The following is a 25,345-nucleotide window of genomic DNA, read 5'->3' as shown; positions in this document are numbered from 1 at the left end:
GAGCCACGAACTTGGCGACCGGCATCGGCCGGATATGCGGAAAGACCGCCCCGGCCGGAGCCGGGACGGTCTTTCTCAGTTTCTTACCGGAGCAACCGGGCAGGTCAGCTCTTGCCGCCGGCCAGCTTCTCGCGCAGGGCGGCGAGAGCCTCGTCGGTGGCCAGGGTGCCCGCGGGCTCCTCGGCCGACCGCGCCGGGGCGGACGAGCTCGACGAGGTCGACGACGAGGTGGTCACGCCGCCGGCCGGAGCCGGGTTGAGCGCGGCCTCGGCGTCGGCGTCGCGGGACGCCTGCACCTGCTTGGTGTGGGCCTCCCAGCGCTCGCGGGCGTCGGCGTACTGCTTCTCCCACGTCTCGCGCTGCTTCTCGAAGCCCTCGAGCCACTCGCCCGTCTCCGGGTCGAAGCCCTCCGGGTAGATGTAGTTGCCCTCGGCGTCGTACGTCGCGGCCATGCCGTAGAGGGTCGGGTCGAAGTGCTCCTCGCCCTCGACGAAGCCCTCGTTGGCCTGCTTGAGCGACAGCGAGATCCGGCGACGCTCCAGGTCGATGTCGATGACCTTGACCAGGACGTCGGAGCCCACCTGGACGACCTGCTCGGGCAGCTCGACGTGCCGCTCGGCCAGCTCGGAGATGTGCACCAGACCCTCGATGCCGTCGTCCACGCGGACGAAGGCGCCGAACGGAACCAGCTTGGTGACCTTACCCGGGACGATCTGGTTGATCGCGTGGGTCCGGGCGAACTGACGCCACGGGTCCTCCTGGGTCGCCTTCAGCGACAGCGAGACGCGCTCGCGGTCCAGGTCGACGTCCAGCACCTCGACCTCGACCTCCTGGCCGACCTCGACGACCTCGGAGGGGTGGTCGATGTGCTTCCAGGAGAGCTCGGAGACGTGCACCAGGCCGTCCACGCCGCCCAGGTCGACGAAGGCGCCGAAGTTGACGATCGAGGACACGACGCCCTTGCGGACCTGGCCCTTCTGCAGCTTGTTGAGGAACTCGGTGCGAACCTCGGACTGCGTCTGCTCGAGCCAGGCGCGGCGGGACAGAACCACGTTGTTGCGGTTCTTGTCCAGCTCGATGATCTTCGCCTCGAGCTCGCGCCCGACGTACGGCTGCAGGTCGCGGACGCGGCGCATCTCGACCAGGGAGGCCGGGAGGAAGCCGCGGAGGCCGATGTCCAGGATGAGACCACCCTTGACGACCTCGATGACCGAGCCACGGACGACGCCGTCGTCTTCCTTGATCTTCTCGATGGTGCCCCAAGCCCGCTCGTACTGAGCGCGCTTCTTCGAGAGGATCAGGCGACCTTCCTTGTCCTCCTTGGTGAGGACGAGGGCTTCGATGTGGTCACCGACCGACACCACTTCCGCGGGGTCCACGTCATGCTTGATCGACAACTCGCGCGAGGGGATGACGCCCTCGGTCTTGTAGCCGATGTCGAGCAGGACCTCGTCCCGATCGACCTTGACGACGGTGCCTTCGACAATGTCGCCGTCGTTGAAGTACTTGATGGTCTCGTCGATGGCCGCGAGGAAAGCTTCCTCAGAGCCGAGGTCGTCGACGGTGACCTTGTTGGCGCTCGAGGTGGCCTCGATGCTGCTCGTCATGTGGACAGTTGCTCCGAACGGATGGATTCGTGGTGTCTCCCGCGCTCGACGGAACTGCCGCTGGAAGCGGCACGAACGAACGAGACGACCAACCGAGGAGCAGTCAGATCATTACCAGTCGATCATGCCGAGACCGGCGACCGTGGAACCTGCTCCCTGCCGAGGCACACGTTCCGCGAGCGCATCGACTAGCTTACCGTGCGCATTACCACAGGTTGCAAGCCCTCCTGAGGACCGCGGCACATTGTTCGGACAGAACCCGTCAGCATGCCCGTTTTGAGCCGAATCAGGACACGTGACACGCCTGTCGTACCGTTGTCGAGTGACAGAGATCCCCACGATCGGGAACGCCCGGGTGACCGAGGACGAGACCCGCCAGGCCAATCGGAGCTGGTGGGATCTCGACGCCGACGACTATCAGGACGAGCACGGCGCCTTCCTCGGCGACGTGGACTTCGTCTGGTGCCCGGAGCGGCTGCGCGAGGCGGACGCCCGGCTGCTCGGCGAGGTCGCCGGCAAGGACGTCCTGGAGCTCGGCGCCGGGGCCGCCGCGGGCGCCCGCTGGCTGCGCCACCAGGGCGCCAACGCGATCGCGATGGACCTGTCCGCGGGCATGTTGCGGCACGCCCGGGCCGCGGCCGCCAGGTCTGGGGTACGCGTTCCGCTCGTCCAGTCGGACGCCCTGGCGCTCCCCTTCCGGGCGGCGTCGTTCGACATCGTGTGCACGGCGTTCGGCGCCATCCCGTTCGTCGCCGACTCGGCGGCCGCGATGCGTGAGGTGGCCCGGGTCCTCCGCCCGGGCGGCAGTTGGGTGTTCTCGGTCACACACCCGATGCGGTGGATCTTCTGGGACGAGCCCGACGTGAGCGGCCTGCTCGCCCGCAACTCCTACTTCGACCGCTCGCCCTACGTGGAGCGCGACGACCAGGGCCGGGTGACGTACCTGGAGCAGCACCGCACGCTGGGCGACCGGATCCGGGAGCTGGTGGCGGCCGGCTTCGTGCTGCGCGACCTGATCGAGCCGGAGTGGCCGGAGGGTCACGAGGAGACCTGGGGCCAGTGGAGCCCGCTGCGCGGCCGGCTCTTCCCCGGCACCGCCATCTTCGTCTGCGACCTGCCGGCCCGCTGACGCCCCCGGTTGATCACGGCCGGGCGGGGTATTTGCTGGTCATGGCAGACAAGGACCTGAAAAAGGGCGACCACGTGACCTGGCGCAGCCACGGCGAGAACGTCCACGGCACCGTCGAGCAGAAGCTCACCAAGCGGACCGAGGCCGCCGGGCGCACCGTCGCCGCGTCGCCGGACGACCCGCAGTACCGGGTCCGCAGCGACAAGACCGGCAAGGACGCGGTGCACAAGCCGGGAGCGCTGAAGCGTGGCTGACGTCTACGCGGAGTTCCGCGAGGTGGTCAACATGTCCGCCGCGGATCTGAAGAAGTGGCTCGGCACCGAGGAGTCCCAGGGCGTCGGGCAGAAGTCCTCGGCCGGCGCCGAGTCGGTCGGCCACGACTCCGGCCGGAAGATCGTCCACTTGCTGGACAAGAAGAAGTCCGCCCTGACCGAGGCGGACGAGCAGCACATGCACAAGGTCGTCGGCTACGTGCACCGCCACCTCGCCCAGCGCCCGCAGGGCGACGTCACCGAGACGAAGTGGCGGTACTCCCTGATGAACTGGGGCCACGACCCGCTCAAGGACTGACCCGCCGGCCCGGCCCCGGTCAGGCCGAGGTGTGCAGGAGGCCGGCGAGCAGGATCAGGGTGGCCGGGACGGCGCGGTAGTAGACCCAGGTGCCGCGGCGGTCGCAGTCGACCAGGCCGGCCTCGCGCAGGATCCGCAGGTGGTGCGAGATGGTCGGGCCGGTCAGGTGGAACGCGCTGCTCAGGTCACAGACGCAGATCTCGCCGTCGGAGGCCGAGGCGATCATCGAGAGCAGCCGCAGCCGGACCGGGTCGCCGAGCGCCTTGAACATCGCCGCGAACTCGGTCGCGATGGACGCCTCCAGCGGGGCGACGGTCAGCCCCACGCCGTCGGTGGTGACCGACAGCCCGACCCGGCCGGCGGACACCGAGACGACGTCGGGTGGAGCGGCCGGAGTCGTCATCCCGGCCACCGGGCCGGTCATGCGCGGCACGGCCGGATGCACGGTCTGCTCCATCGACATCGATCGGCTCGACATCGGTCCAGCGTGGCAGATCGGAGCAAGCCGCGAAGCCCCCGGGGTACCCAAAACTGCGCCGAGACGCCCGAACGAGCCCAAAAACACCCACATGTGCGACGACCCGCCCGCGCAGGCCACCCGCGCAGGCCGCCCCGACCGCACGGGACCCGGCCGCCTCCGACCGCACGGGACCCGGCTGGCGAGGCACGGCCGCCCCGACCGCACGGGATGCAGTCGACGGGGCACGGCCGGCCCGGGCGAGACCCGAGCCGGCCCGGACATCAGTGGTCGGCGCCGTTCCAGTCGCGGCCGTGGCCGACCGACACCTCCAGCGGCACGGACAGCGGGTAGGCCCCGCCCATCTCCCGCCGGACCAGCTCCTCCAGCGCCTCCCGCTCCCCCGGCGCCACCTCGAACACCAGCTCGTCGTGCACCTGCAGCAGCATCCGCGAGGACAGCCCGGAGGACCGCAGCGCCTCGTCCACCTTCAGCATCGCGATCTTGATGATGTCCGCGGCCGAGCCCTGGATCGGCGCGTTCAGCGCCATCCGCTGCGCCATCTCCCGCCGCTGCCGGTTGTCGCTGCTCAGGTCGGGCAGGTAGCGACGGCGACCGAGGATGGTCGCGGTGTACCCGTCCTTGCCGGCCTGCAGCACCACGGCCTGCAGGTAGTCGCGCACCCCGCCGAACCGCTCGAAGTACTCCTCCATCAGGCCCTTGGCCTCGTCGTTGGAGATGGTGAGCTGGTTGGAGAGGCCGTAGGAACTGAGTCCGTACGCCAAGCCGTAGTTCATCGCCTTGATCTTGCGACGCTGGTCGGCGGTGACCTCGCCGAGCTCGACGTGGAACACCGACGAGGCGGTCGCGGCGTGGAAGTCGGCGCCCGAGTTGAACGCGGCGATCAGCGCCTCGTCCTTCGACAGGTGCGCCATGATCCGCATCTCGATCTGGCTGTAGTCGGCGGTCATCAGCTCGTCGAACCCGCTGCCGACGACGAACGCCCGGCGGATCCGCCGGCCCTCCTCGGTGCGGATCGGGATGTTCTGCAGGTTCGGGTCGGTGGACGAGAGCCGGCCGGTGGCGGCCACCGTCTGGTTGAACGTGGTGTGGATCCGCCCGTCGTCGGAGACCGACTTGAGCAGCCCGTCCACGGTCGACTTCAGCTTCGCCATGTCGCGGTACCGCAGCAGGTGGGCGAGCAGCGGGTCCTCGGTCTTGACGAACAGGTCCTGCAGCGCGTCCGCATCGGTGGTGTAGCCGGACTTGATCTTCTTGGTCTTCGGCAGGTTGCGCTCGACGAAGAGGATCTCCTGGAGCTGTTTGGGCGAGCCCAGGTTGAACTCCCGGCCGTGCACCTCGTGGGCCGCCTGCTGGGCCGCTTTCACCTCGGCGGCGAAGGTGGCCTCCAGCTCCGACAGGTAACCGGTGTCGGCCGCGATGCCCCGGCTCTCCATCTCGGCGAGCACCACCGAGAGCGGCTGCTCCACCTCGGCGAGCAGGCGCTGCGACTCGCCGCCGTCCCCGGACAGCTCGGCGGTGAGCACGTCGGCCAGGTCGAGGGTGGCCCGGGCGCGCAGCATCACGCCCTCCTCGGCCGCGGTGTCCTGGTCGTCGCCGTCGAAGGAGAGGGCCAGCTGGCCGTTGTCCGGCGCGTCCACCTTCAGCTCGCGCTTGAGGTAGCGCAGCGCCAGGTCGGTCAGGTCGTAGCCGCGCTGGTCGGGTTTGGCCAGGTAGGCGGCGAGGGCGGTGTCGGTGACCACGCCCTCCAGCTGCCAGCCGTGCGCCCGGAACGCGAGCCGGGCCGGCTTGGCGTCGTGGATCACCTTGGGCCGGTCCGGGTCGGCGAGCCAGGCGGCGACCGCGCGCTCGTCGTCCTGGTCCAGGCCGGTCGGGTCGAACCAGGCGGCGGGCCCGCCGCCGGTGGCCACCGCGATCCCGGTCACCTGGCCGGTGCCGCGGCCGAAGGTGCCGGTGACCGCGACGCCGACCGGGGCGGCCGCGGCGTGCTCGGTGAGCCAGCCGGCCACCTCGCCGGAGCGCAGCACCTGCCCGGCCAGGTCGAAGCCGGACTCGGCCTCGGGCTCGACCGCCTCCAGGTACGAATACAGCCGCTCGCGGAGCACCCGGAACTCCAGGGCGTCGAACAGCTGGTGCACCGCCTCGCGGTCCCAGCCGTGCCAGCGGGCGTCCTCCGGGCGCAGCGGCAGCTCCAGGTCGCAGACCAGCGCGTTCAGGTCGTAGTTCCGGATGACGCCGGCCAGGTGGGCACGCAGGTTCTCCCCGGCCTTGCCCTTGATCTTGTCGACGTTCGCGATGACGCCGTCCAGGCCGCCGTACTCATTGATCCACTTGGCGGCGGTCTTGTCGCCGACGCCGGGCACCCCGGGCAGGTTGTCGCTGGTCTCACCGACCAGGGCGGCCTTGTCACGGTACCGCGACGGGGGGACGAAGTACTTCGCCTCGATCGCCTCCGGCGTCATCCGCCAGACCTCGGAGACGCCGCGGACCGGGTAGAGGATGGTGACGTGCTCCCCGGCGAGCTGGAACGCGTCCCGGTCACCGGTGGAGATGATCACCTCCATGCCGGCCGCGCGAGCCTGCGTCGCGAGGGTGGCGATGACGTCGTCCGCCTCGTAGTTCTCCTTCGTCACGACCGGGATCCGCAGCGCCTGCAGGACCTCCTGGATCAGGCTGACCTGGCCCTGGAACGGCGCCGGGGTCTCCGAGCGGCCGGCTTTGTACTCCGCGTACTTCTCGGTGCGGAAGGATTTCCGGGACAGGTCGAAGGAGACCACGATGTGGGTCGGCTTCTCGTCGCGGAGCATGTTGATGAGCATCGACGTGAAGCCGAACACCGCGTTGGTGTGCTGGCCGGTGACCGTGGAGAAGTTCTCCGCGGGCAGGGCGAAATAGGCCCGGTAGGCCAGCGAGTGGCCGTCTAGCAGCAGCAGGCGGGGGGTCGTCGCGTCGTCGCTCACGTCCGAGAACTCTAGACCTGAGGTACGACAGAAACGCCGACCGCCCCGCCCGCTTCAGAGCACCTTGCTGAGGAATGCCTTGGTTCGTTCCTGCTGCGGATTGGTGATGACCTCGTCCGGCCGGCCCTTCTCGACGACGACTCCGCCGTCCATGAAGACCACCTCGTCGGCCACCTCCCGGGCGAAACCGATCTCGTGGGTCACCACGATCATCGTCATCCCGTCCCGGGCCAGGCCCTTCATCACCTCGAGCACCTCACCGACCAGCTCCGGGTCGAGGGCGCTGGTCGGCTCGTCGAAGAGCATCAGCTTGGGCCGCATGGCCAGCGCCCGGGCGATCGCCACCCGCTGCTGCTGGCCGCCGGAGAGCTGACCAGGGTAGTTGTCCACCTTGGCGGCCAGGCCGACCCGGTCGAGCAGGGCCAGGGACCGCTCCCGGACCTCGGCCCGGCTCTCCCGCTTGACCCGGCAGGGCGCCTCCATGACGTTGTCCAGGACGGTCATGTGCGGGAACAGGTTGAACCGCTGGAACACCATGCCGATCGACTGCCGCTGCTTGGCGATGTCCCGTTCGCTCATCTCGTGCAGCTTGCCGCCGCGTTCCCGGTAACCGACCAGCTCGCCGTCGACCATGATCCGGCCGGCGTTGAGTTTCTCCAGGTGGTTGATGCAGCGCAGGAAGGTCGACTTGCCCGATCCGGACGGGCCGAGCACGCAGCTCACCCCGCCGGCCGGGACGGTCAGGTCGACGCCCTTGAGCACCTCGAGCGAGCCGAAGTACTTGTGGACGTTCTCCGCCTTGACCATCTCGGTCATAGCGCCCCTCCCCCGGTGCTGCGCTCCGTGACGATCCGCCCGCCCTGCTCGACCTGGATGTCGCGGAGCCGTTGCTTGGCCTTGCCGGCCGCGCCGTACCCCTTGCCGAAGTGCCGTTCCACGAAGTACTGGCCGATCATCAGCACGCTGCAGATGATCAAATACCAGATCAGGGCCGCCACCAGGCAGGGCAGGACCACGAAGGTCCGGGCCTCGACCTGCTGGATCTGGAAGAACAACTCGGTGGTCACCGGGACGAACGCGACAAGCGAGGTGTCCTTGACCATCGCGATCACCTCGTTGCCGGTCGGCGGCACGATCACCCGCATCGCCTGCGGCAGCACCACCCGGCGCAGCACCTGGCCGCGGGACATGCCCAGGGCCACCGCCGCCTCGGTCTGCCCGGAGTCGATCGACTGGATGCCGGCCCGGACGATCTCGGCCATGTAGGCCGCCTCGGACAGGCCGAGCGCCAGCACGCCGGCCACGAACCCGGCGAGCAGGTCGGTCGACTTGACACTGAAGAACTGGCCGTTGAAGTCGTCGATGCCGAACAGCGCGCCGATCTGCTTGTCGAACGGCAGGCCGAAGCCGATCCGGGTCCACAGGATGTTCAGGTTGCCGAACAGGATCGCCAGCACCAGCCGGGGCGCGGCCCGGAAGAACCAGGTGTAGACCCAGGCCACCGAGGAGAGCACCCGGTTCGAGGAGAGCCGCATGATGGCGATCACCACGCCGAGCACGATGCCGAGCAGCATCGAGAAGAGCGTGAGCAGCAGCGTCCCGCGCAGCCCCCGGAGGATCGGCTCGGTGAACATCACACCGCGCTTGCCCGGGGCGTACTCCAGGAAGATGAACGACCAGCGGAAGCCGGAGTTGGTCAGCAGCAGGTGGGCGAACATGGCGACCAGCACCGCCAGCACGCCGATCATCACCCACCTGCCGGGGTGCCGCACGGGCACAGCCTTGATCGCCTCAGGCCGTGCCCGTCCGGTTTCTGTCTCTTGCGTCATTACCGCGCGACGATCAGGAGGCCGGGTTCACCGCGGGCGCGGCGATGGCACCGGCCGCGACGCCCCACTTGTCGAGGATCGTCTTGTAGGTGCCGTCGGCGATGAGCGCCTTCACCGCCTCCGCGATGACGTTCGCGAACTCGGTCTGGTCCTTGCCGACGGCGTAGCCGTACGGCGCGGAGTCGTAGATGTCACCGAGCAGGGCGAGCTGGCCGCCGGTCTGCTTGACGGCGTACGCGGTCACCGGGGAGTCGGCCAGCATGGCGTTGGTGGCGTCCGACTGGGCCTGGTACTGGTCGATGGTGATCTTCGGCTTGCCGGCCTCGGTGCACTTCTTCGAGCGGGCCGCGATGTCGTCGGCCTGCACCGTCGAGGTCTGCACGGCGATCTTCTTGCCGCAGGCGTCGTCCGGGTTGATCGTGGCGCCGGTCTTGGCCGCCCACTGGGTGCCCGCGGAGAAGTAGGAGATCATGTTGACCTCCTTGAGCCGGTCCGCGTTGATCGTGAAGGACGAGACGCCGACGTTGTACTTGCCGCTGCCGACACCCGGGATGATGCTGTCGAACTTGGCGGTCTGCCACTCGGTCTTCAGGCCCAGCTTCTGGCCGACCGCGTTGAACAGGTCCACGTCGAAGCCGACGATGGTCTTGCCGTCGGTGTCGATGAACTCGCTCGGCGCGTAGGTCGAGTCGGTGCCGATGACCAGCTTACCGGCCGACTTGATACCGGCCGGGACCTTGTCGGCGAGCGAGGTGTCGGCGGCCGCGCTCGGCGCGGTGCCGGTGCCGGTGCTGCCGGTGTCGGACTCCTCGCCGCAGGCGGACAGCGACACGGTCAGCGCCGCCGCCACGGCCATGCCGAGGATCGCCCGCCGGCCGGGGGTGATGCGGAACATGGGTACTCCTAAGGGGTTTGCGAGGAAATCAGGCGACGCCGAGGTAGGCGTCCTTGACCGCGGGGTCGGTCAGGAGGTCCTGCCCGGTGCCCTCCTTGACGATCCGGCCCGTCTCCAGAACGTACGCGCGGTGCGCCCGGGAGAGTGCCTGCTGCGCGTTCTGTTCCACCAGCAGCACCGTGGTGCCCTGCTGGTTGATCTCCACGATGATGTCGAAGATCTGCTGGATCAGCATCGGCGCGAGACCCATCGAGGGCTCGTCGAGAAGCAGCAGCTTGGGGCGGCTCATCAGGGCCCGGCCGACCGCGAGCATCTGCTGCTCGCCGCCGGACATCGTGCCGCCGACCTGTTTCTCCCGCTCCTTGAGCCGGGGGAACAGGGTGAAGACCCGGTCCATGTCCTCGTTGATCTCGGCACGGTTCCGCCGGGTGTACGCGCCCATCTCGAGGTTCTCCCGGACGGTCATGCCCGGGAAGATGCCCCGGCCCTCGGGCGACTGCGACACCCCGCGCACGACCCGCAGGTCGGCACGCATCTTGGTGATGTCGTCGCCGTCGAAGAGCACCGAGCCCTGGGCCACCGGGCGCAGCCCGGAGATGGCCTTCATGGTGGTGGTCTTGCCGGCGCCGTTCGCGCCGATCAGCGCGACGATCTCACCCTCGCCGACGGTCAGGCTGATGCCGTGCAGGGCCTGGATCCGCCCGTACAGCAGCGTGACGTCCTTCAGCTCAAGCAGCATCGGTGGGCACCCCCAGGTAAGCGGCGATGACCGCCGGGTTGTCGCGCACCTCGGCCGGCGTGCCCTCGGCGATCTTCTTGCCGAACTCGAGCACCACGATCCGGTCGGTCACGCCCATCACCAGGCGCATGTCGTGCTCGATCAGCAGCACGGTGACGCCGGTGTCCCGGATCTTCCGGATCAGGCCGAGCAGTTCCTCCTTCTCCGCCGGGTTGAAGCCGGCGGCCGGCTCGTCCAGGCAGAGCAGGGTCGGGTTGGTGGCGAGCGCCCGGGCGATCTCGAGGCGGCGCTGCTCCCCGTACGACAGGTTGCGGCTGACCTCGCCGGCCCGGTGCTCGATGCCGACGAAGCGGAGCAGCTCCATCGACCGGGCCCGGCCCTCGCGCTCCTCCCGCCAGAACCGCGGCAGGCGGAACAGTGCGCTGAGCACGCTGGTCTTGAAGTGGGCGTCCGCGCCCACCATCACGTTCTCCAGCGCGGTCATCTCCGGGAACAGCCGGACGTTCTGGAACGTCCGGGCGATCCCGCCGCGGGTGATCTCGTGCTTCTTCTTGCCGATCAGCGACTCGCCCTGGAACCGGATCTGCCCGCTGGTCGGCCGGTAGACCCCGGTCATCGCGTTGAAGCAGGTGGTCTTGCCGGCGCCGTTCGGGCCGATCAGGCCGAAGATCTCGCCCTTGCGCAGCGCGAAGCTGATCCCGTTCAGCGCCACCACGCCGCCGAAGCGGAGCGTGACGTTGTCCATCTCCAGCAGCACGTCGTCGCCGTACTTGCTGGGCGAGGAGTCGGCGGCCGACGAGGACGGTCCGGCCGCAATGGCCTCGTCCACCGGGCCCGCGTTCAGACGGTCGAGTTCCTCGGGGCTCTCGACATGTGGCTCGCTCATTGCGGCGCAGCCTCCTTCTCGCGGTCTTTCAGCTCCATCGCGCGCCGGCGGCTCGGGATCAGACCCTGCGGCCGGACCACCATGATCAAGATGATCATCGCGCCGAACAGGGCGAACCGGTATTCGTACAGGTCCGTGTCGAAGAACGGGTCCTCGATGCCGCGCAGGCGGTTCGGGATGTACGAGATCAGCGCGCCACCGAGGATCGCGCCGGCGATGTTGCCGGAGCCACCCATGACCACGCCGGCCAGGATCAGGATCGAGAACTGCAGGATGAACGTCTGCGAGTTGATGAAGCCGGTCTCGCCGGCGAACAGCACACCGCCCAGGCCGCCGATGAACGCGCCGATGGCGAACGCCCACAGCTTGAACTTGATCGTCCGCACGCCCATGATCTCGGCGGCCTCCTCGTCCTCGCGGATGGCGAGCCACGAGCGGCCGACCCGGCTGCGGTCGAGGTTGCGGACACCCAGGACGACCAGGATCACCACGGTCAGGCCGAGCCAGAAGTACGGGATGGCGTCGGTGACCCCGAAGATCGGGCTGCCGTCGGACAGCTTGCCCGGCGGGTGCGGGATGCTGGAGAAGCCGCGGTCACCGCGCGCCCAGGTGGCGCTGGTGGCCACGATCCGGATGATCTCCGCGAAACCGAGCGTCACGATCGCCAGGTAGTCGCCCCGCAACCGCAGCGTCGGCCAGCCCAGCAGGACACCCGCCAGCATCGTCACAGCCAGCGCGACCGGGATCGCGACCAGCCAGCCGTACTCGGTGTGCAGCACGCTGTCCGGCGACGTGAGCAGCGCGGTGACGTAGGCGCCGACGGCGAAGAAGCCGACGTAGCCCAGGTCCAGCAGGCCGGCGAAGCCGACCACCACGTTCAGGCCGAGGGCCAGCAGCACGTAGTACGACATCTCGAACAGGACGGTGGACCAGTCCACGCCGGTGGTGATGATCTGCGGTCCGATCACCGGCACCTCACCGATGTACGGCAGCAGGTACGCCAGCACCACGAACCCGATGATCACCAGCCAGCGCACCGGGGTGGACTGACGGCCCAGCCAGCCACGCAGCTGGCGGTTGCTCTTCTTGCCGTTCTGCACGACCGGCTTGTCAGCGACGGCACTCATGCGCGCGCCCTCCCCAGAGACTCACCCAACAGGCCGGTCGGGCGGAACAGCAGGATCAGCACCAGCGCCACGAACGACGCGAGGTGCAGCCACTGGGTGCCGAACAGCCCAGCCGCGTAGTTCTGCAGCAGACCCAGCAGGAGGCCGCCGAGCAGCGCGCCACGCAGGTTGCCGATGCCGCCGAGGACGGCCGCGGTGAACGCTTCGATACCGAGCAGGAAGCCGGCGTCGTACTTGGTGACGCCGATCTTGAGGTCGTACATCACCGCGGCGATGCCCGCCATCAGACCGCCGATCAGGAACACCAGCGCGATCACCCGGGACTTGTTGACACCCATCAGGGCGGCGCTGTCCGGGTTCTGCGCGACCGCCCGGATGCCACGACCCAGCCGGGAGGAGTTGATGAAGCGGTCCAGCAGGAACATCATCACCAGCGCCAGCCCGATGATCAGGAGCTGGAGGTTGGTGATGTTCGTGTCGCCGATGCTGAACACCGTCTTCGACTGGATCAGCGGCGGCACACCACGCGGATTACGGTGTGTCACCACGCCGACGATCTCGGAGATGACCAGCGAGGCGCCGATCGCGGTGATCAGGAAGGCCAGCGGCGGCGCGTTGCGCTTGCGCAGCGGGCGGTAGGCGACCACCTCGACCGCCAGGGCGGTGAGGCCGGAGATGACGATCGCGGCGACCAGGCCGATGGCCAGGTAGCCGAGGGTCGAGCCGAGGGAGGGGGTCGCCGAGTTCTGGTCCAGGCCGAACCAGCCCCAGGCGATCAGGCAAGCGTAGGTACCGAGGAGGAACACCTCGGAGTGGGCGAAGTTGATCAGCCGAAGCACGCCGTAGACGAGGGTGTAGCCGAGGGCGAACAGGGCGATGATGGCGCCCTGCGCGAGGCCGGTGATCGTCAGCGGCCCGAAGTCTTGAATCAGACCGGAGAAATTCACAAGTGGGCTCCAAAACGACGAGGTCGGTGCGGCCGGAGATCATCCGGCCACACCGGCCCTACAGAGAGTTACCGCCAGCGGATCAGGAAACCTTGATCTCCGCGTCCGCCTTGGTGTCGCCCGACTCGTCGAACTTGAAGGCCCAAACCTTGATCAGGGTCGGGTCCAGCTCGCCCTCGGCGGTCCACTTGTACGTGTTCGCGATGCCCTTGTAGTTCACCGTCGACAGGTAGGTGTTCAGCTTGTCCGGGGTCGTGTTACCGGCCTCGATGCCCTGCAGGAAGATGTTCGCGGCGTCGTACGCGACGTCGGAGTACGTACCGGCGGTGGTGTTCCACTTCGTCTTGTACGCGTTGTTGAACTCCTCGCCCGCCTGCTCCGGCGGGGAGCACGGGCAGGTCACCACGGTGCCGACCGCGGCGGCGTTGCCGGACGCCTTGGACAGGCCCGGGTCCTTCATGCCGTCGCCGCCGAGCAGGGTGCCCTTCCACCCGGCCGCGGTGAGCTGCTTCCGGATGAGGCCGGCGTTGGTGTAGTAACCGCCGTAGAAGAAGGCCGTCGCGCCGCTGGAGGTCACCTTCTGCACCAGCGCGGAGAAGTCGGCCTGCTTGCCGTCACCCTCGGTCTTGTCGGTGTTGACCACCAGCGGGCCCAGCTTGCTCTTGACCACCTCGGCCAGACCCGCGCCGTACGCGGACTGGTCGTCGGCCACGAAGACCTTCTGCGCCTTCAGGGTGTCCTTGATGTACGCCGCGGCGGCCGGACCCTGCGCGTCGTCGTTGGCGACCGCGCGGTGGAAGATCTTCCAGCCCTTCGACGACAGCGAGGTGCGGGTCGCCGACGGGGTGATCGTCGGGATGCCGGCCTCGGCGAAGATCGGGTCGGCGGCCTCGGACTCACCGGAGAACGGCGGGCCGACGATGCCGAGGATCTTCTTGTCGGCGACGAGCTGCCGGGCCACACCGGGAGCCACCTCCGCCGCGCCCTGCGAGTCGAACTTGGCGACCTCGATGCAGGTCGACCCCTTCTTCTCGTTGTACTGGTTCACCGCGAGCTCGAAGCCCTGCTCGATGTTGACGCCCAGGTTGGCGGCCGAACCGGTGAGCGCGCCGAAGAACGCCAGCTTGTAGCCACAGTTCGAACCTGACGCCGTGTCGCTGCTCGTATCCTTGTTACAAGCTGCAGTACCGGCGAGCAGCCCGATCAGAGCGACACCGCCGATCGCACGCGCGAAGACCTGCTTCAAGGTTGGAACCCTCCTCATAACCGAACCCACCGGGCCACCGCACCCCGATTGGCCCTTGCCAACCGGGTGCGCGCAGTCAGCCCGTCATGGGGCCGGACGCTATCCCAGGTGAGTCACGGGTGGATAGCGTTCGAAGCGGCTTTCACCGAACCGTTACGTCCGGTGATCGAACGCACAGGGAGAGTGTTACAACCCACGATCTGTCAAGGTCAACTCGGTTGCTGTGCCCCGCCGGACTCCTGACCCTCGGCCAGAATTCGGTCGGCCACCTCGCGCATCGTCATCCGGTGGTCCATCGCGGTCCGCTGGATCCACTTGAAGGCCTGCGGCTCGGTCATCGCGTACTTCGTCATCAGCTCGCCCTTGGCGCGCTCCACCGACTTGCGCGTCTCCAGCCGCTCGGTCAGCCCGGCCACCTCGGACTCCAGCGCGGAGATCTCCGAGTAACGGGAAAGCGCGATCTCGATGGCCGGCACCAGATCCGATTTCTGGAACGGCTTCACGAGGTAGGCCATGGCGCCGGCGGCACGGGCCCGCTCCACCAGGTCCCGCTGGCTGAACGCGGTCAGGATGACCACCGGCGCGATCCGCCCACCGGCGATCCGCTCGGCAGCCGCCAGGCCGTCCATGATCGGCATCTTGATGTCCAGGATCACCAGGTCCGGCTTCAGCTCCTCGGCCAGCCGGACCGCGGTCTCGCCGTCCCCCGCCTCGCCGACCACGTCGTAACCTTCTTCGACGAGCATCTCGGCCAGGTCCAACCGGATCAGGGCCTCGTCCTCGGCGATGAGCACCCGTTTGCGCTCGGCACCAGCCTGCGTGTCGGCCACGGAACCTCTTCCCTCATCCCTCTACGTCGCGACACCCCGGTATCTGGGTGTCACCCTCCTCAGCGTAGTAGGTAGGCTGTCTCTCGCTGAGCTTGGCATCACCGCTTCCAACGGTGCGGTCAACCGGTCTGTCCCCGTAGACCAACCGGCAGAGTCGATGGACTCAAAATCCATTCAGTGTGGGTTCGAATCCCACCGGGGACACCAGAAATACCACCGCCGGGTCTACCCTGGCGAGCGCCGCATTCATCGTTGACCATGCCGTGACACGGGCCACACACGCGCGAAACACGCGGGCCCCGGCGCCGCCGGAAAGCATTCCGGCCCCAGGTCCGCCGCCGCCTCCGGCGATTTTCCGGTACGACGTTTACGGCGTACGAAAAAGGGTCTCATAACCGCCCGCCTCCCCCGGCCAATCTCCGCGAACCGCGCGCCGCCGCCTGCCCGTGGTGCTGTCATGGCAGGGACAGCGTCATCGGGAGGCCTCATGTTGTCGTCCGGTTCGTCACCGCTGACCGTCACGCGCGGAGGTATGTGGGGATTCCTGATGTTCGCCGCCGCCGCCTGGCTGGTCGTCGGCTGGAGCGTGCTGCGGCTGGAACCGACCGACATCACCGCGGTGGCCGGGCCGATCGTGCTGTTCGGGGCGGTCTGCGAGGCGGTGCGCGCGCTGGCCGGCACCCGCACCTGGTGGCTGAACGCCGCGCTGGCCGCGCTGTTCGCCGCCACCGGCACGATCATGCTGGTCAGCGACGACTCCGGATACACCACGACGGCCGCGCTGATCGGCTGGTACCTGCTGGTCCGCGGCGCGGTCGACGTGGCGGTCGGGATCATGACCCGGGGCGCCGACCGGGTGTGGAGCCTGGTGGTGACGGTCGGCGTACTGGAGACCGGGCTGGGTTTCCTGGCCGCCAGCCCGCTGGCCCGCGGCGCGCAGTCGGTGCTGATCATCCTGGGCGGGCTGGGCGTGCTGCGCGCGGTCGCCGACCTGGTCACCGCGCTGCGCCTGCGGGAGGTCGCGGCGAAGGGCCGGGACGTCCTCGAACTGCCGCCGGAACGGGCCGCCGGGCTGGCCGGCTACTCGGCCGGGCACACCGACTTCGAGGGGTCCGGCCGGGCGCGGGCCAAGCACCGGGCCCGGGACGGCGCGGCGATCGCGCCGGCCGGGCCGCACCCCGGGCCGCACCCCGAGTCGTTCCACGACCGGGTGGTGCGGACCACCGCCGACCTGGACGCGATGCTGGCCCAGGCCGGGATCACCGGGCCCCGGCCGGGCGCGCCGGTCACCCCGGAGGCCGACGACCTGCCGCCCGCGCCGGACTCACCCCGGGGCATCGAGAGCGCCCGGGCCGCGAACGCCGCCCAGCCGGATCATCCGGCGGGCGGGCACTGAGAAAGTCCTGTCCCCGGCCCCGCCGGTGGTGGATCCAGCAACACGGCCGGTCGCCAGGCCGGGATCCACGCCCGGCGGGGCCACCAGATCAGGCGCCGACCCGGCGGAGCAGACCCTCCTGGACGGCGGAGGCGATGTGCCGGCCGTCCCGGGTGAACATCCGCCCGCTGGCCAGGCCGCGGGCCCGGCCGGCCGACGGGCTGGCGCTGTCGTAGAGGAACCACTCGTCGGCCCGGAACGTCCGGTGGAACCAGAGCGCGTGGTCCAGGCTCGCGCCGACCACGCCGCCCGGCCCCCACACCTCGCCGTGGTACGACAGCACCGCGTCGAGCAGCGACAGGTCGGACGCGTAGGTCAGCGCGCACGCGTGGATCAGCGGGTCGTCCGGCAGTTTGCCGTCGATCCGCATCCACACCCGCTGCTGCGCCTGGGCGTCCCGGTCCCCCGGCGGCACCCAGCCGGGCTGGCCCAGGTACCGCACGTCGACCGCCTGCGGGCTGGCGTTGAAGACGCTGCGCCGGCTGGGATATTTCTCCACCCAGTCGCGCATGGTCGGGACCTCCTCCGGGCCGGGCACCCCGGCCGGGGCCGGCTCGTGGTGGTCCAGCCCCTCCTCGAGCACCTGGAACGAGGCCGACATGAAGAAGATCGTCTTGCCGTGCTGCTTGGCGGTGGACCGCCGGACCGAGAAGGACCGGCCGTCGCGGATCGTCTCCACATGGAAGGTGATCGGCTCGGTCGGGTCGCCGGGTCGTACGAAATAGCCGTGCAGTGAATGGACGATCCGCGCCGGGTCGACGGTGCGGCCGGCGGCGACCAGCGCCTGCCCGGCGACCTGGCCGCCGAACACGCGCTGGGCACCGGTCTGCGGGCTGTCACCGGTGAAGGTGGCCGCGTCGACCTGCCTCAGATCGAGGATCTCCAGAAGCTGGTCGACGGCGGCCTGGCCCTGCAGGGGTGGCGTCATACCGCGGACGGGTCCACGAGGGAGCCGAGCTGGTGCACGCGCAGGGTGTTGGTCGAGCCCGGCGCGTTCGGCGGGGAGCCGGCCACGACGACCACGTAGTCGCCGGGCTTGGCCAGGCCGAGACCCAGCATCTTCGCGTCCACCTGCCGGAACATGTCGTCGGTGTGCTCGACGAAGTCGGTCAGGAAGGTCTCCACACCCCAGCTCAGGGCCAGCGTGTTGCGCACCTCGGAGACCGGGGTGAACGCGTAGAGCGGCAGGTCGCAGTGCAGCCGGGCGAGGCGGCGCACGGTGTCGCCGGTCTGCGAGAACGCGACCAGCGCCTTGGCGCCGATGTTCCGCGCGATCTGCGAGGCGGCGATGGTCAGCGCCCCACCGTGGGTGCGCGGGTCGTGCTGCAGCCGGGCCACGCCGAGACCGCCGGCCTCGGTGGTGGCGACGATCTTCGCCATCGTGCTCACGGTCAGCACCGGGTACTTGCCGACGCTGGTCTCGCCGGAGAGCATCACCGCGTCGGCGCCGTCCAGCACCGCGTTCGCCACGTCGGAGGCCTCGGCGCGGGTCGGGCGCGAGTTCTCGATCATGGAGTCGAGCATCTGGGTGGCCACGATGACCGGCTTCGCGTTCTCCCGGCAGAGCTGCACGGCACGCTTCTGCACCAGCGGGACCTGGTCCAGCGGCAGCTCGACGCCGAGGTCGCCGCGGGCCACCATGACGCCGTCGAAGGCCAGCACGATCGCCTCGAGGTGCTCGACCGCCTCCGGCTTCTCCACCTTGGCGATCACCGGAACCCGGCGGCCCTCCTCGTCCATCACCTGGTGGACGAGCTTGATGTCCTCCGGCGAGCGGACGAACGAGAGCGCGACCAGGTCGACGCCGAGGTTCAGCGCGAATCGCAGGTCCTGCTCGTCCTTGTCGCTCATGGCCGGGACGCTGACCGCCACGTTCGGCAGCGAGACGCCCTTGTTGTTGCTGACCGGGCCACCCTCGGTGACCAGGCACTGGATGTCCTTGTCGTCGACCACACCGGTGACCTCGACGGCCACCTTGCCGTCGTCGATCAGCAGCCGGTCGCCCTTCTTGACCTCCAGCGGCAGCTTCGTGTAGGTGCAGGAGACCCGGTCCTTGGTGCCGAGGATGTCATCGCTGGTGATGACGACGCGGTCACCGGTCTCCCAGCGGTGCGGGCCGTCGGCGAACTTGCCGAGCCGGATCTTCGGACCCTGCAGGTCGGCGAGGATGGCGACCGGACGGTCGGCCTGCTCCGCGGCGGAGCGGACCAGCTCGTACATCTCCCGGTGGTTCTCCCGGGTGTCGTGGCTGAAGTTCATCCGGGCCACGTTCATGCCCGCCTCAACCAGGCCGAGCATCCGCTCCGGCGACTTGGTGGCGGGGCCCATCGTGCAGACGATCTTTACGCGGCGTGTCACGGCCATCAGGCTAATCCTTCTCCTGGGGCGGCTCGGCGGCCGACCCCCGTCCTCGGCATGAACTGCGGGTGTCGACGGCGAGGTCAACCCGGGAAGTCACGGGAACGCTACGTCGTCCGCGGGCTTCGGCGACCGCCGGACCAGCTTATCGGTCGCCCGATGGCGACCGACGCCACATGCCACAACCCCCGTCGGGGTACGTCGATCAAGGCGCCGACCAGCACAGCAGCGGCCCGCCACCGCACTTTCGGGTGACGGGCCGCAGTGAACGCTTACTCAGACCGACAACGGCTGCTGGTCCGAGCGGACGGGTGCCGGCAGATCACCGGCCGCACCGAGGTAGTCGTGGATCGCCGCGGCGGCCGACCGGCCCTCGGCGATCGCCCAGACGATCAGCGACGCGCCCTTGTGCATGTCGCCCGCGACGAAGACGCCCTCCGCCCCGGTCTGCCAGCCGGCGTTGGCGTCCAGCACGTTGCGCCGGTTGCGGGTCAGGCCGAACTGGGCCAGCAGCGGCTGGTCCTCGGTGCCCTCGAAGCCGATCGCCAGCAGGACCAGGTCGGCGCGCAGCTCGCGCTCCGAGCCGGGCACCACGCTGACCGTGCGGACCCCGTCGATCCGCTGCACCGAGACCTCGGCCAGCCGGATCGCGACCAGGTTGCCCCGCTCGTCGCCGACGAACTCCTGGACGGCGACGCCGAAAACCCGGTCGCCACCCTCCTCGTGTGCCGCGTAGTTGCGCAGGATCATCGGCCAGGTCGGCCACGGGTCCTTGATCCCGGTCCGGACGTCCGGCGGCAGCGGGTACTGGTCCAGCTGGGTCACCGAGGCGGCGCCCTGGCGGTGCGCGACGCCGAGGCAGTCCGCCCCGGTGTCGCCGCCGCCGATGATGACCACGTGCTTGCCCTTGGCGTCGATCGGCGTGCTGTCCTGCAGGCCGGCCACCATCCGGTTGGCCGGGACCAGGTGCTCCATCGCCAGGTGCACGCCGTTCAGGTGCCGGCCCGGGGTCTCCGGGGTGTCCCGGCCGGCCAGCGCGCCGGCCGCCAGCAGCACCGCGTCGAACCGCTCGCGCAGGTCGTCCGCGGTGATGTCGACACCCACGTTGACGCCGGTCTGGAAGACCACGCCCTCGGCGGCCATCTGCTCGAGCCGCGCGTCGATCACGTGCTTCTCGATCTTGAAGTCCGGGATGCCGTAGCGGAGCAGGCCGCCGATCCGGTCGTCGCGCTCGTAGACGGTGACCGCGTGCCCGGCCCGGGCCAGCTGCTGCGCGGCGGCCAGGCCGGCCGGGCCGGAACCGACCACCGCGACCGACTTGCCGGACGCCGCCGGAGCCGGCTGCGGGCGGACGAAGCCCAGGTCGAACGCGTGGTTCGCGATCTCCACCTCGACCTGCTTGATGGTCACCGGGTCGTCCCCGATGCCCAGCACGCAGGCCGCCTCGCACGGCGCCGGGCAGAGCCGCCCGGTGAACTCCGGGAAGTTGTTGGTGGCGTGCAGCGACTCCGCCGCCGACTCCCAGTTCCCGGTACGGACCAGGTCGTTCCAGTCCGGGATCCGGTTGCCCAGCGGGCACCCGTCGTGGCAGAACGGGATGCCGCAGTCCATGCACCGGGTGGCCTGGTCGCGGATCAGCTCCTCACCCGCGGGCGGGTAGACCTCTTTCCAATCCATGATCCGCACCGGAACGGGACGCCGCGCAGGCAGCTGCCGCTCGTAGCGAAGGAAACCGTTCGGATCAGGCACTGGTTACCCCCATGACCGCCTCGTCCACATTGCGACCGGCGGCTTCGGCGGTCTTGATCAGCTCCATCACGCGCTTGTAGTCGCGCGGCACCACCGCGGTGAACCGCTCGACCGCGGCCGGCCAGTCCTTGAGCAGCCGCTCGGCGACCGCCGAGTCGGTCTCCGCGTGGTGCTTCTCGACCAGCGAGCGCAGCAGGTCGCGCTCCTCGTCGGTGAGCGGCGCCAGGTCGACCAGCTCCGGGTTGACCAGGTCCTGGTTCAGGTCCAGGACGAACGCCTTGCCGCCGCTCATGCCGGCCGCGAAGTTGCGCCCGGTCGGGCCGAGCACCACCACGGTGCCGCCGGTCATGTACTCGCAGCCGTGGTCGCCGACACCCTCGACGACCGCCGCGCCGCCCGAGTTGCGGACCGCGAACCGCTCGCCGACCCGGCCGCGCAGGAACAGCTCACCGGCCGTGGCGCCGTACAGGATGGTGTTGCCGGCGATGGTGTTGTCCTCGGCGGTGAACGGCGCGTCCTCGGCCGGCCGGATGATCACCCGGCCGCCGGACAGACCCTTGGCGACGTAGTCGTTGGTGTCGCCGATCAGCCGCAGCGTGACGCCGCGCGGCAGGAACGCGCCGAACGACTGGCCGCCGGTGCCCCGCAGGGTGAACTCGATGGTGTCGTCGGGCAGGCCGTTGCCGCCGTACCGCCGGGAGACCTCGCCGCCCAGCATCGCGCCGACGCTGCGCTGGTCGTTACGGGTGCGCAGCTCGTGCCGGACCGGGTGACCCTTGATCAGGGCCGGCTGGGCCAGCGCGATCAGCTCGTTGTCCAGCGCCTTCTCCAGGCCGTGGTCCTGGGCCACCACGCCGCGGCGGGCCGCGCCCTCGGGCAGCTCCGGCACGTAGAGGATCGGCGCCAGGTCGAGGCCCTTGGCCTTCCAGTGGTCCACCGCCTCGACCACGTTGAGCACCTCGGCGTGGCCGATCGCCTCCTCGATGCTCCGGAAGCCGAGCTCGGCGAGGATCTCGCGGACCTCCTCGGCGAGGAACATGAAGAAGTTCTCGACGAACTCCGGCTTGCCGGTGAACCGCTCGCGCAGCACCGGGTTCTGCGTGGCGATGCCGACCGGACAGGTGTCCAGGTGGCAGACCCGCATCATGACGCAGCCGGAGACGATCAGCGGCGCGGTGGCGAAGCCGAACTCCTCGGCGCCGAGCAGCGCCGCGATCACCACGTCCCGGCCGGTCTTGAGCTGGCCGTCGACCTGCACGGTGACCCGGTCCCGCAGCTTGTTCAGCAGCAGCGTCTGCTGCGCCTCGGCCAGGCCCAGCTCCCACGGGGTGCCGGCGTGCTTGAGCGAGTTCAGCGGGGACGCGCCGGTGCCGCCGTCGTGCCCGGAGATCAGGATGACGTCGGCCTTCAGCTTGGCCACCCCGGCCGCGACCGTGCCCACGCCGATCTCGGAGACCAGCTTGACGTGCACCCGGGCAGCCGGGTTGACCATCTTCAGGTCGTGGACCAGCTGCGCCAGGTCCTCGATCGAGTAGATGTCGTGGTGCGGCGGCGGCGAGATCAGGCCGACGCCCGGGGTGGCGTGCCGGGTCTTGGCGACCCACGGCCACACCTTGTTGCCGGGCAGCTGGCCGCCCTCGCCGGGCTTCGCGCCCTGCGCCATCTTGATCTGCAGGTCGTCCGCGTTGACCAGGTATTCGCTGGTCACGCCGAACCGGCCGGAAGCGATCTGCTTGATCGCGGAGCGACGCTCCGGGTCGTAGAGGCGCTCGACGTCCTCGCCGCCCTCACCGGTGTTCGACTTGGCGCCGAGCCGGTTCATCGCGATCGCCAGCGTCTCGTGCGACTCGGCGGAGATCGAGCCGTAGCTCATCGCGCCGGTGGAGAACCGCTTGACGATCTCGCTGGCCGGCTCCACCTCGCTGATGTCGATCGACGGGCGGTCCGCCTGGAACCGGAACAGGCCGCGGAGGTGGCCGGCCTGCGCCGCCAGCTCGTCGACCTTGCCGGTGTACTTGCGGAAGACGTCGTACTGCTTGCTGCGGGTGGCGTGCTGGAGCAGGAAGACCGTCTCCGGGTTGAACAGGTGCAGCTCACCCTCGCGGCGCCACTGGTACTCGCCACCGACCTCGAGCCGGCGGTGCGCCCGCTCGGCCGGGTTCGCCGGGTACGCCTTCTCGTGCCGCGCCTTCACCTCGGCGTGGATCTCGGCCAGGCCGACCCCGCCGATCCGGCCGGAGGTGCCCGCGAAGTACCGCTGGAGCAGCTTGTTGTCCAGGCCGACGGCCTCGAACACCTGCGCACCGCAGTACGAGGACACCGTCGAGATGCCCATCTTCGACATGATCTTCTGGACGCCCTTGCCGAGCGCCTTGACGTAGTTGCGGACCGCCTTGCGCGGGTCGATGCCGCTCAGCGCGCCGGTGGCGATCAGGTCGTCCACGCTCTCGAAGGCGAGGTACGGGTTGACCGCCGCCGCGCCGAAGCCGATCAGCGTGGCCGCGTGGTGCACCTCGCGGCAGTCGCCGGACTCCACCACCAGGGCCACCTGGGTGCGGGTCTGCTCGCGCACCAGGTGCTGGTGCACCGCGGCGGTGAGCAGCAGCGACGGGATCGGCGCCAGGTCGGCGTTGGAGTCCCGGTCGGAGAGCACCAGGATCCGGACGCCGTCCTCGATCGCCTCGGAGACGTGCCGGCAGATCTGGGTGAGCCGGGCCTTGATGCCGGCCGCGCCGTCCCGCAGCGGGTAGAGACCGGAGACCCGGACCGCCTTGAAGCCGGGCAGGTCGCCGTCCTCGTCGATGGAGAGCAGCTTGGCCAGCTCGTCGTTGTCGATCACCGGATGGGGCAACGCGATCTGCCGGCAGCTCGCCGGGCCCGGCTTGAGCAGGTTCGCCTCCGGGCCGATCGTGGTGGCCAGGCTGGTCACCAGCTCTTCCCGGATGGCGTCCAGCGGCGGGTTGGTGACCTGCGCGAACAGCTGGTGGAAGTAGTCGAAGAGCAGCCGCGGGCGGGTGGACAGCGGGGAGATCGGGGTGTCCGTGCCCATCGAGCCGAGCGGCTCGGCGCCACCGCGCGCCATCGGCGCGACCAGGATCTTCAACTCCTCCTCGGAGTACCCGAACACCTGCTGGCGGCGGGTCACCGAGTCGTGCGTGTAGATCACGTGCTCGCGGGCCGGCAGGTCGGCGAGCTCGATCAGACCGGCGTGCAGCCAGTCCGAGTACGGCTCGGCGGCGGCCAGCTCGGCCTTGATCTCGTCGTCGTGCACGATCCGCCCGGCGGCCGTGTCGACCAGGAACATCTTGCCCGGCTGCAGGCGGCCCTTGGCCACCACCTCGGCCGGGTCGAAGTCCAGCACGCCGGCCTCGGAGCCGAGCACGACCAGCCCGTCCCGGGTGTGCCACCAGCGGCCCGGGCGCAGCCCGTTGCGGTCCAGCACGGCGCCGATCACGGTGCCGTCGGTGAAGGCGACCGCGGCCGGCCCGTCCCACGGCTCCATCAGGCTGGCGTGGAAGCGGTAGAAGGCACGCCGCGCCGGGTCCATGCCCGGGTCGTTCTCCCACGCCTCCGGGATCATCATCAGCACCGCGTGCGGCAGGCTGCGGCCGGCCAGGTGCAGCAGCTCCAGGACCTCGTCGAAGGAGGCCGAGTCGGAGGCCTCCGGCGAGTTGATCGGGAACAGCCGCTTGATGTTGCCGGGCAGGTTCGGGGTGGCCAGCAGCGCCTCGCGGGCGGCCATCCAGTTCTTGTTGCCGCGGATCGTGTTGATCTCGCCGTTGTGCGCGATCAGCCGGTACGGGTGGGCCAGCGGCCACGACGGGAAGGTGTTCGTCGAGAACCGGGAGTGCACCAGGGCGATCGCCGAGGTCACCCGCTCGTCGGTCAGCTCCGGGAAGAACTCCGGCAGCTGCTCCGGGGTGAGCATGCCCTTGAAGGTGATGGTCCGCGCGGACAGCGACGGGAAGTAGGCGGCCACGCCACGCTGCGCGGTCTCCCGTTCGGCCTGCTTGCGGATGCAGAACGCGACCCGGTCCAGCTCGATGCCGGACAGCCGCTCCCCGGCCGGGCCGGCCGGCGAGTCGACCAGCCGGTGCGCGGCCAGGAAGACCTGGCGGATCGCCGGGCGGGCGTCCTCGGCGGTGGCGCCCAGGTCGGCCGGGTCCACCGGCACGTCCCGCCAGCCGAGCAGGTCGCCGCCCTCGACCAGGGCGTACTTCTCGAAGACCTTGATCGCGCGGGCGGCCTCGGCGGCGTCGGTCGGCAGGAAGACCAGACCGGTCGCGTACTGACCCGCCTCGGGCAGGTCGAAGTCGAGGATGGCGCGGTAGTACTCGTCCGGGACCTGAATCATGATCCCGGCGCCGTCGCCGGTGTTCTGCTCGGCGCCACGCGCGCCCCGGTGGTCCAGGCGGATGAGCGCCGACAAGCCCTTGGCCACCACGTCGTGACTACGACGGCCGTGAATGTCAGCAACAAAGGCCACGCCACAGGCGTCACGTTCGAACGCCGGGTCGTACAACCCCTGGGGGTGCGGATATGCCACCGGGCCTCCAGTCG

General features: G+C 69.6%; 20 protein-coding genes and 1 tRNA gene. 5 read left to right on the top strand and 16 right to left on the bottom strand.

The window, feature by feature from the left end:
• Positions 1 to 104: 104 nt before the first annotated feature.
• Complete coding sequence (gene rpsA, locus BJY16_RS16875; protein WP_185040370.1) at positions 105 to 1,607, bottom strand: 30S ribosomal protein S1; 1,503 nt, start codon at positions 1,605 to 1,607, stop codon at positions 105 to 107.
• A gap of 322 nt (positions 1,608 to 1,929) precedes the next feature.
• On the opposite strand from rpsA, the gene BJY16_RS16870 reads away from it, so the two are divergent.
• From BJY16_RS16870 to BJY16_RS16860, 3 genes are read left to right on the top strand one after another with little or no spacing between them, the layout of a single operon-like run.
• A complete protein-coding gene (locus BJY16_RS16870) occupies positions 1,930 to 2,736 on the top strand; it encodes a class I SAM-dependent methyltransferase (protein WP_239176559.1) in 807 nt (268 codons plus the stop codon).
• A 41-nt stretch (positions 2,737 to 2,777) separates the two neighbouring features.
• A complete protein-coding gene (locus BJY16_RS16865) occupies positions 2,778 to 2,990 on the top strand; it encodes a hypervirulence associated TUDOR domain-containing protein (RefSeq protein WP_185040369.1) in 213 nt (70 codons plus the stop codon).
• Entirely contained in the window at positions 2,983 to 3,306 is a 324-nt protein-coding gene (locus BJY16_RS16860; RefSeq protein ID WP_185040368.1) for a DUF3140 domain-containing protein, read from the top strand. The genes BJY16_RS16865 and BJY16_RS16860 overlap by 8 nt, the downstream gene beginning before the upstream one ends.
• 19 nt (positions 3,307 to 3,325) lie before the next feature.
• Here the strand turns inward: BJY16_RS16860 and BJY16_RS16855 are convergent, their stop codons facing one another.
• From BJY16_RS16855 to BJY16_RS16805, 11 genes are all read right to left on the bottom strand, one after another.
• Positions 3,326 to 3,739 carry an ArsR/SmtB family transcription factor gene (locus BJY16_RS16855; RefSeq protein ID WP_373873410.1) on the bottom strand — a complete coding sequence of 138 codons (414 nt, stop codon included), beginning with the start codon at positions 3,737 to 3,739 and terminating at the stop codon, positions 3,326 to 3,328.
• A 308-nt stretch (positions 3,740 to 4,047) separates the two neighbouring features.
• Positions 4,048 to 6,744, bottom strand: a complete 2,697-nt coding sequence (gene polA / locus BJY16_RS16850; RefSeq protein WP_185040367.1) for a DNA polymerase I — start codon at positions 6,742 to 6,744, stop codon at positions 4,048 to 4,050.
• Between the two features lie 54 nt (positions 6,745 to 6,798).
• Positions 6,799 to 7,560 (bottom strand): amino acid ABC transporter ATP-binding protein, encoded by a 762-nt coding sequence (locus BJY16_RS16845; RefSeq protein WP_275408035.1) that lies wholly within the window; start codon positions 7,558 to 7,560, stop codon positions 6,799 to 6,801.
• Positions 7,557 to 8,573, bottom strand: coding sequence for an amino acid ABC transporter permease (locus BJY16_RS16840; protein WP_185040366.1), 1,017 nt, complete (start codon positions 8,571 to 8,573; stop codon positions 7,557 to 7,559). The genes BJY16_RS16845 and BJY16_RS16840 overlap by 4 nt, the downstream gene beginning before the upstream one ends.
• Before the next feature lie 13 nt (positions 8,574 to 8,586).
• On the bottom strand, positions 8,587 to 9,468 hold the full coding sequence (locus tag BJY16_RS16835; protein ID WP_185040365.1) for an ABC transporter substrate-binding protein: 882 nt from the start codon (positions 9,466 to 9,468) through the stop codon (positions 8,587 to 8,589).
• Positions 9,469 to 9,496: 28 nt separating this feature from the next.
• Positions 9,497 to 10,207, bottom strand: a complete 711-nt coding sequence (locus tag BJY16_RS16830; RefSeq protein WP_185040364.1) for an ABC transporter ATP-binding protein — start codon at positions 10,205 to 10,207, stop codon at positions 9,497 to 9,499.
• Positions 10,197 to 10,952 carry an ABC transporter ATP-binding protein gene (locus BJY16_RS16825; RefSeq protein WP_185046490.1) on the bottom strand — a complete coding sequence of 252 codons (756 nt, stop codon included), beginning with the start codon at positions 10,950 to 10,952 and terminating at the stop codon, positions 10,197 to 10,199. Before BJY16_RS16825 ends, BJY16_RS16830 begins: the two co-directional genes overlap by 11 nt.
• Before the next feature lie 137 nt (positions 10,953 to 11,089).
• Positions 11,090 to 12,220 carry a branched-chain amino acid ABC transporter permease gene (locus BJY16_RS16820; RefSeq protein WP_185040363.1) on the bottom strand — a complete coding sequence of 377 codons (1,131 nt, stop codon included), beginning with the start codon at positions 12,218 to 12,220 and terminating at the stop codon, positions 11,090 to 11,092.
• Positions 12,217 to 13,167: a branched-chain amino acid ABC transporter permease gene (locus BJY16_RS16815; protein ID WP_185040362.1), complete on the bottom strand. Its 951-nt coding sequence runs from the start codon at positions 13,165 to 13,167 to the stop codon at positions 12,217 to 12,219. The genes BJY16_RS16820 and BJY16_RS16815 overlap by 4 nt, the downstream gene beginning before the upstream one ends.
• Positions 13,168 to 13,249: 82 nt before the next feature.
• Entirely contained in the window at positions 13,250 to 14,413 is a 1,164-nt protein-coding gene (locus tag BJY16_RS16810; RefSeq protein WP_185040361.1) for a branched-chain amino acid ABC transporter substrate-binding protein, read from the bottom strand.
• Between the two features lie 209 nt (positions 14,414 to 14,622).
• Positions 14,623 to 15,243, bottom strand: a complete 621-nt coding sequence (locus tag BJY16_RS16805; RefSeq protein WP_185040360.1) for an ANTAR domain-containing response regulator — start codon at positions 15,241 to 15,243, stop codon at positions 14,623 to 14,625.
• A 130-nt stretch (positions 15,244 to 15,373) separates the two neighbouring features.
• On the opposite strand from BJY16_RS16805, the gene BJY16_RS16800 reads away from it, so the two are divergent.
• Positions 15,374 to 15,450: transfer RNA gene (locus BJY16_RS16800), tRNA-Leu, on the top strand.
• A gap of 325 nt (positions 15,451 to 15,775) precedes the next feature.
• Positions 15,776 to 16,639: a hypothetical protein gene (locus tag BJY16_RS16795; protein ID WP_260418287.1), complete on the top strand. Its 864-nt coding sequence runs from the start codon at positions 15,776 to 15,778 to the stop codon at positions 16,637 to 16,639.
• Between the two features lie 88 nt (positions 16,640 to 16,727).
• Here the strand turns inward: BJY16_RS16795 and BJY16_RS16790 are convergent, their stop codons facing one another.
• The 4 genes from BJY16_RS16790 to gltB form a co-directional block, all read right to left on the bottom strand.
• Positions 16,728 to 17,606, bottom strand: a complete 879-nt coding sequence (locus BJY16_RS16790; RefSeq protein ID WP_185040358.1) for an acyl-CoA thioesterase — start codon at positions 17,604 to 17,606, stop codon at positions 16,728 to 16,730.
• Complete coding sequence (pyk, locus tag BJY16_RS16785) at positions 17,603 to 19,042, bottom strand: pyruvate kinase (protein WP_185040357.1); 1,440 nt, start codon at positions 19,040 to 19,042, stop codon at positions 17,603 to 17,605. The genes BJY16_RS16790 and pyk overlap by 4 nt, the downstream gene beginning before the upstream one ends.
• A 270-nt stretch (positions 19,043 to 19,312) precedes the next feature.
• On the bottom strand, positions 19,313 to 20,785 hold the full coding sequence (locus BJY16_RS16780; RefSeq protein WP_185040356.1) for a glutamate synthase subunit beta: 1,473 nt from the start codon (positions 20,783 to 20,785) through the stop codon (positions 19,313 to 19,315).
• Entirely contained in the window at positions 20,778 to 25,331 is a 4,554-nt protein-coding gene (gene gltB, locus BJY16_RS16775) for a glutamate synthase large subunit (RefSeq protein WP_185040355.1), read from the bottom strand. Before gltB ends, BJY16_RS16780 begins: the two co-directional genes overlap by 8 nt.
• Between the last annotated feature and the right edge of the window lie 14 nt (positions 25,332 to 25,345).

The sequence above is a fragment of the Actinoplanes octamycinicus genome (assembly GCF_014205225.1).
GTDB lineage: Bacteria > Actinomycetota > Actinomycetes > Mycobacteriales > Micromonosporaceae > Actinoplanes > Actinoplanes octamycinicus.
Note: the sequence above shows the minus strand (reverse complement) of the source record. Positions and strands in the feature narration are given on the sequence as shown.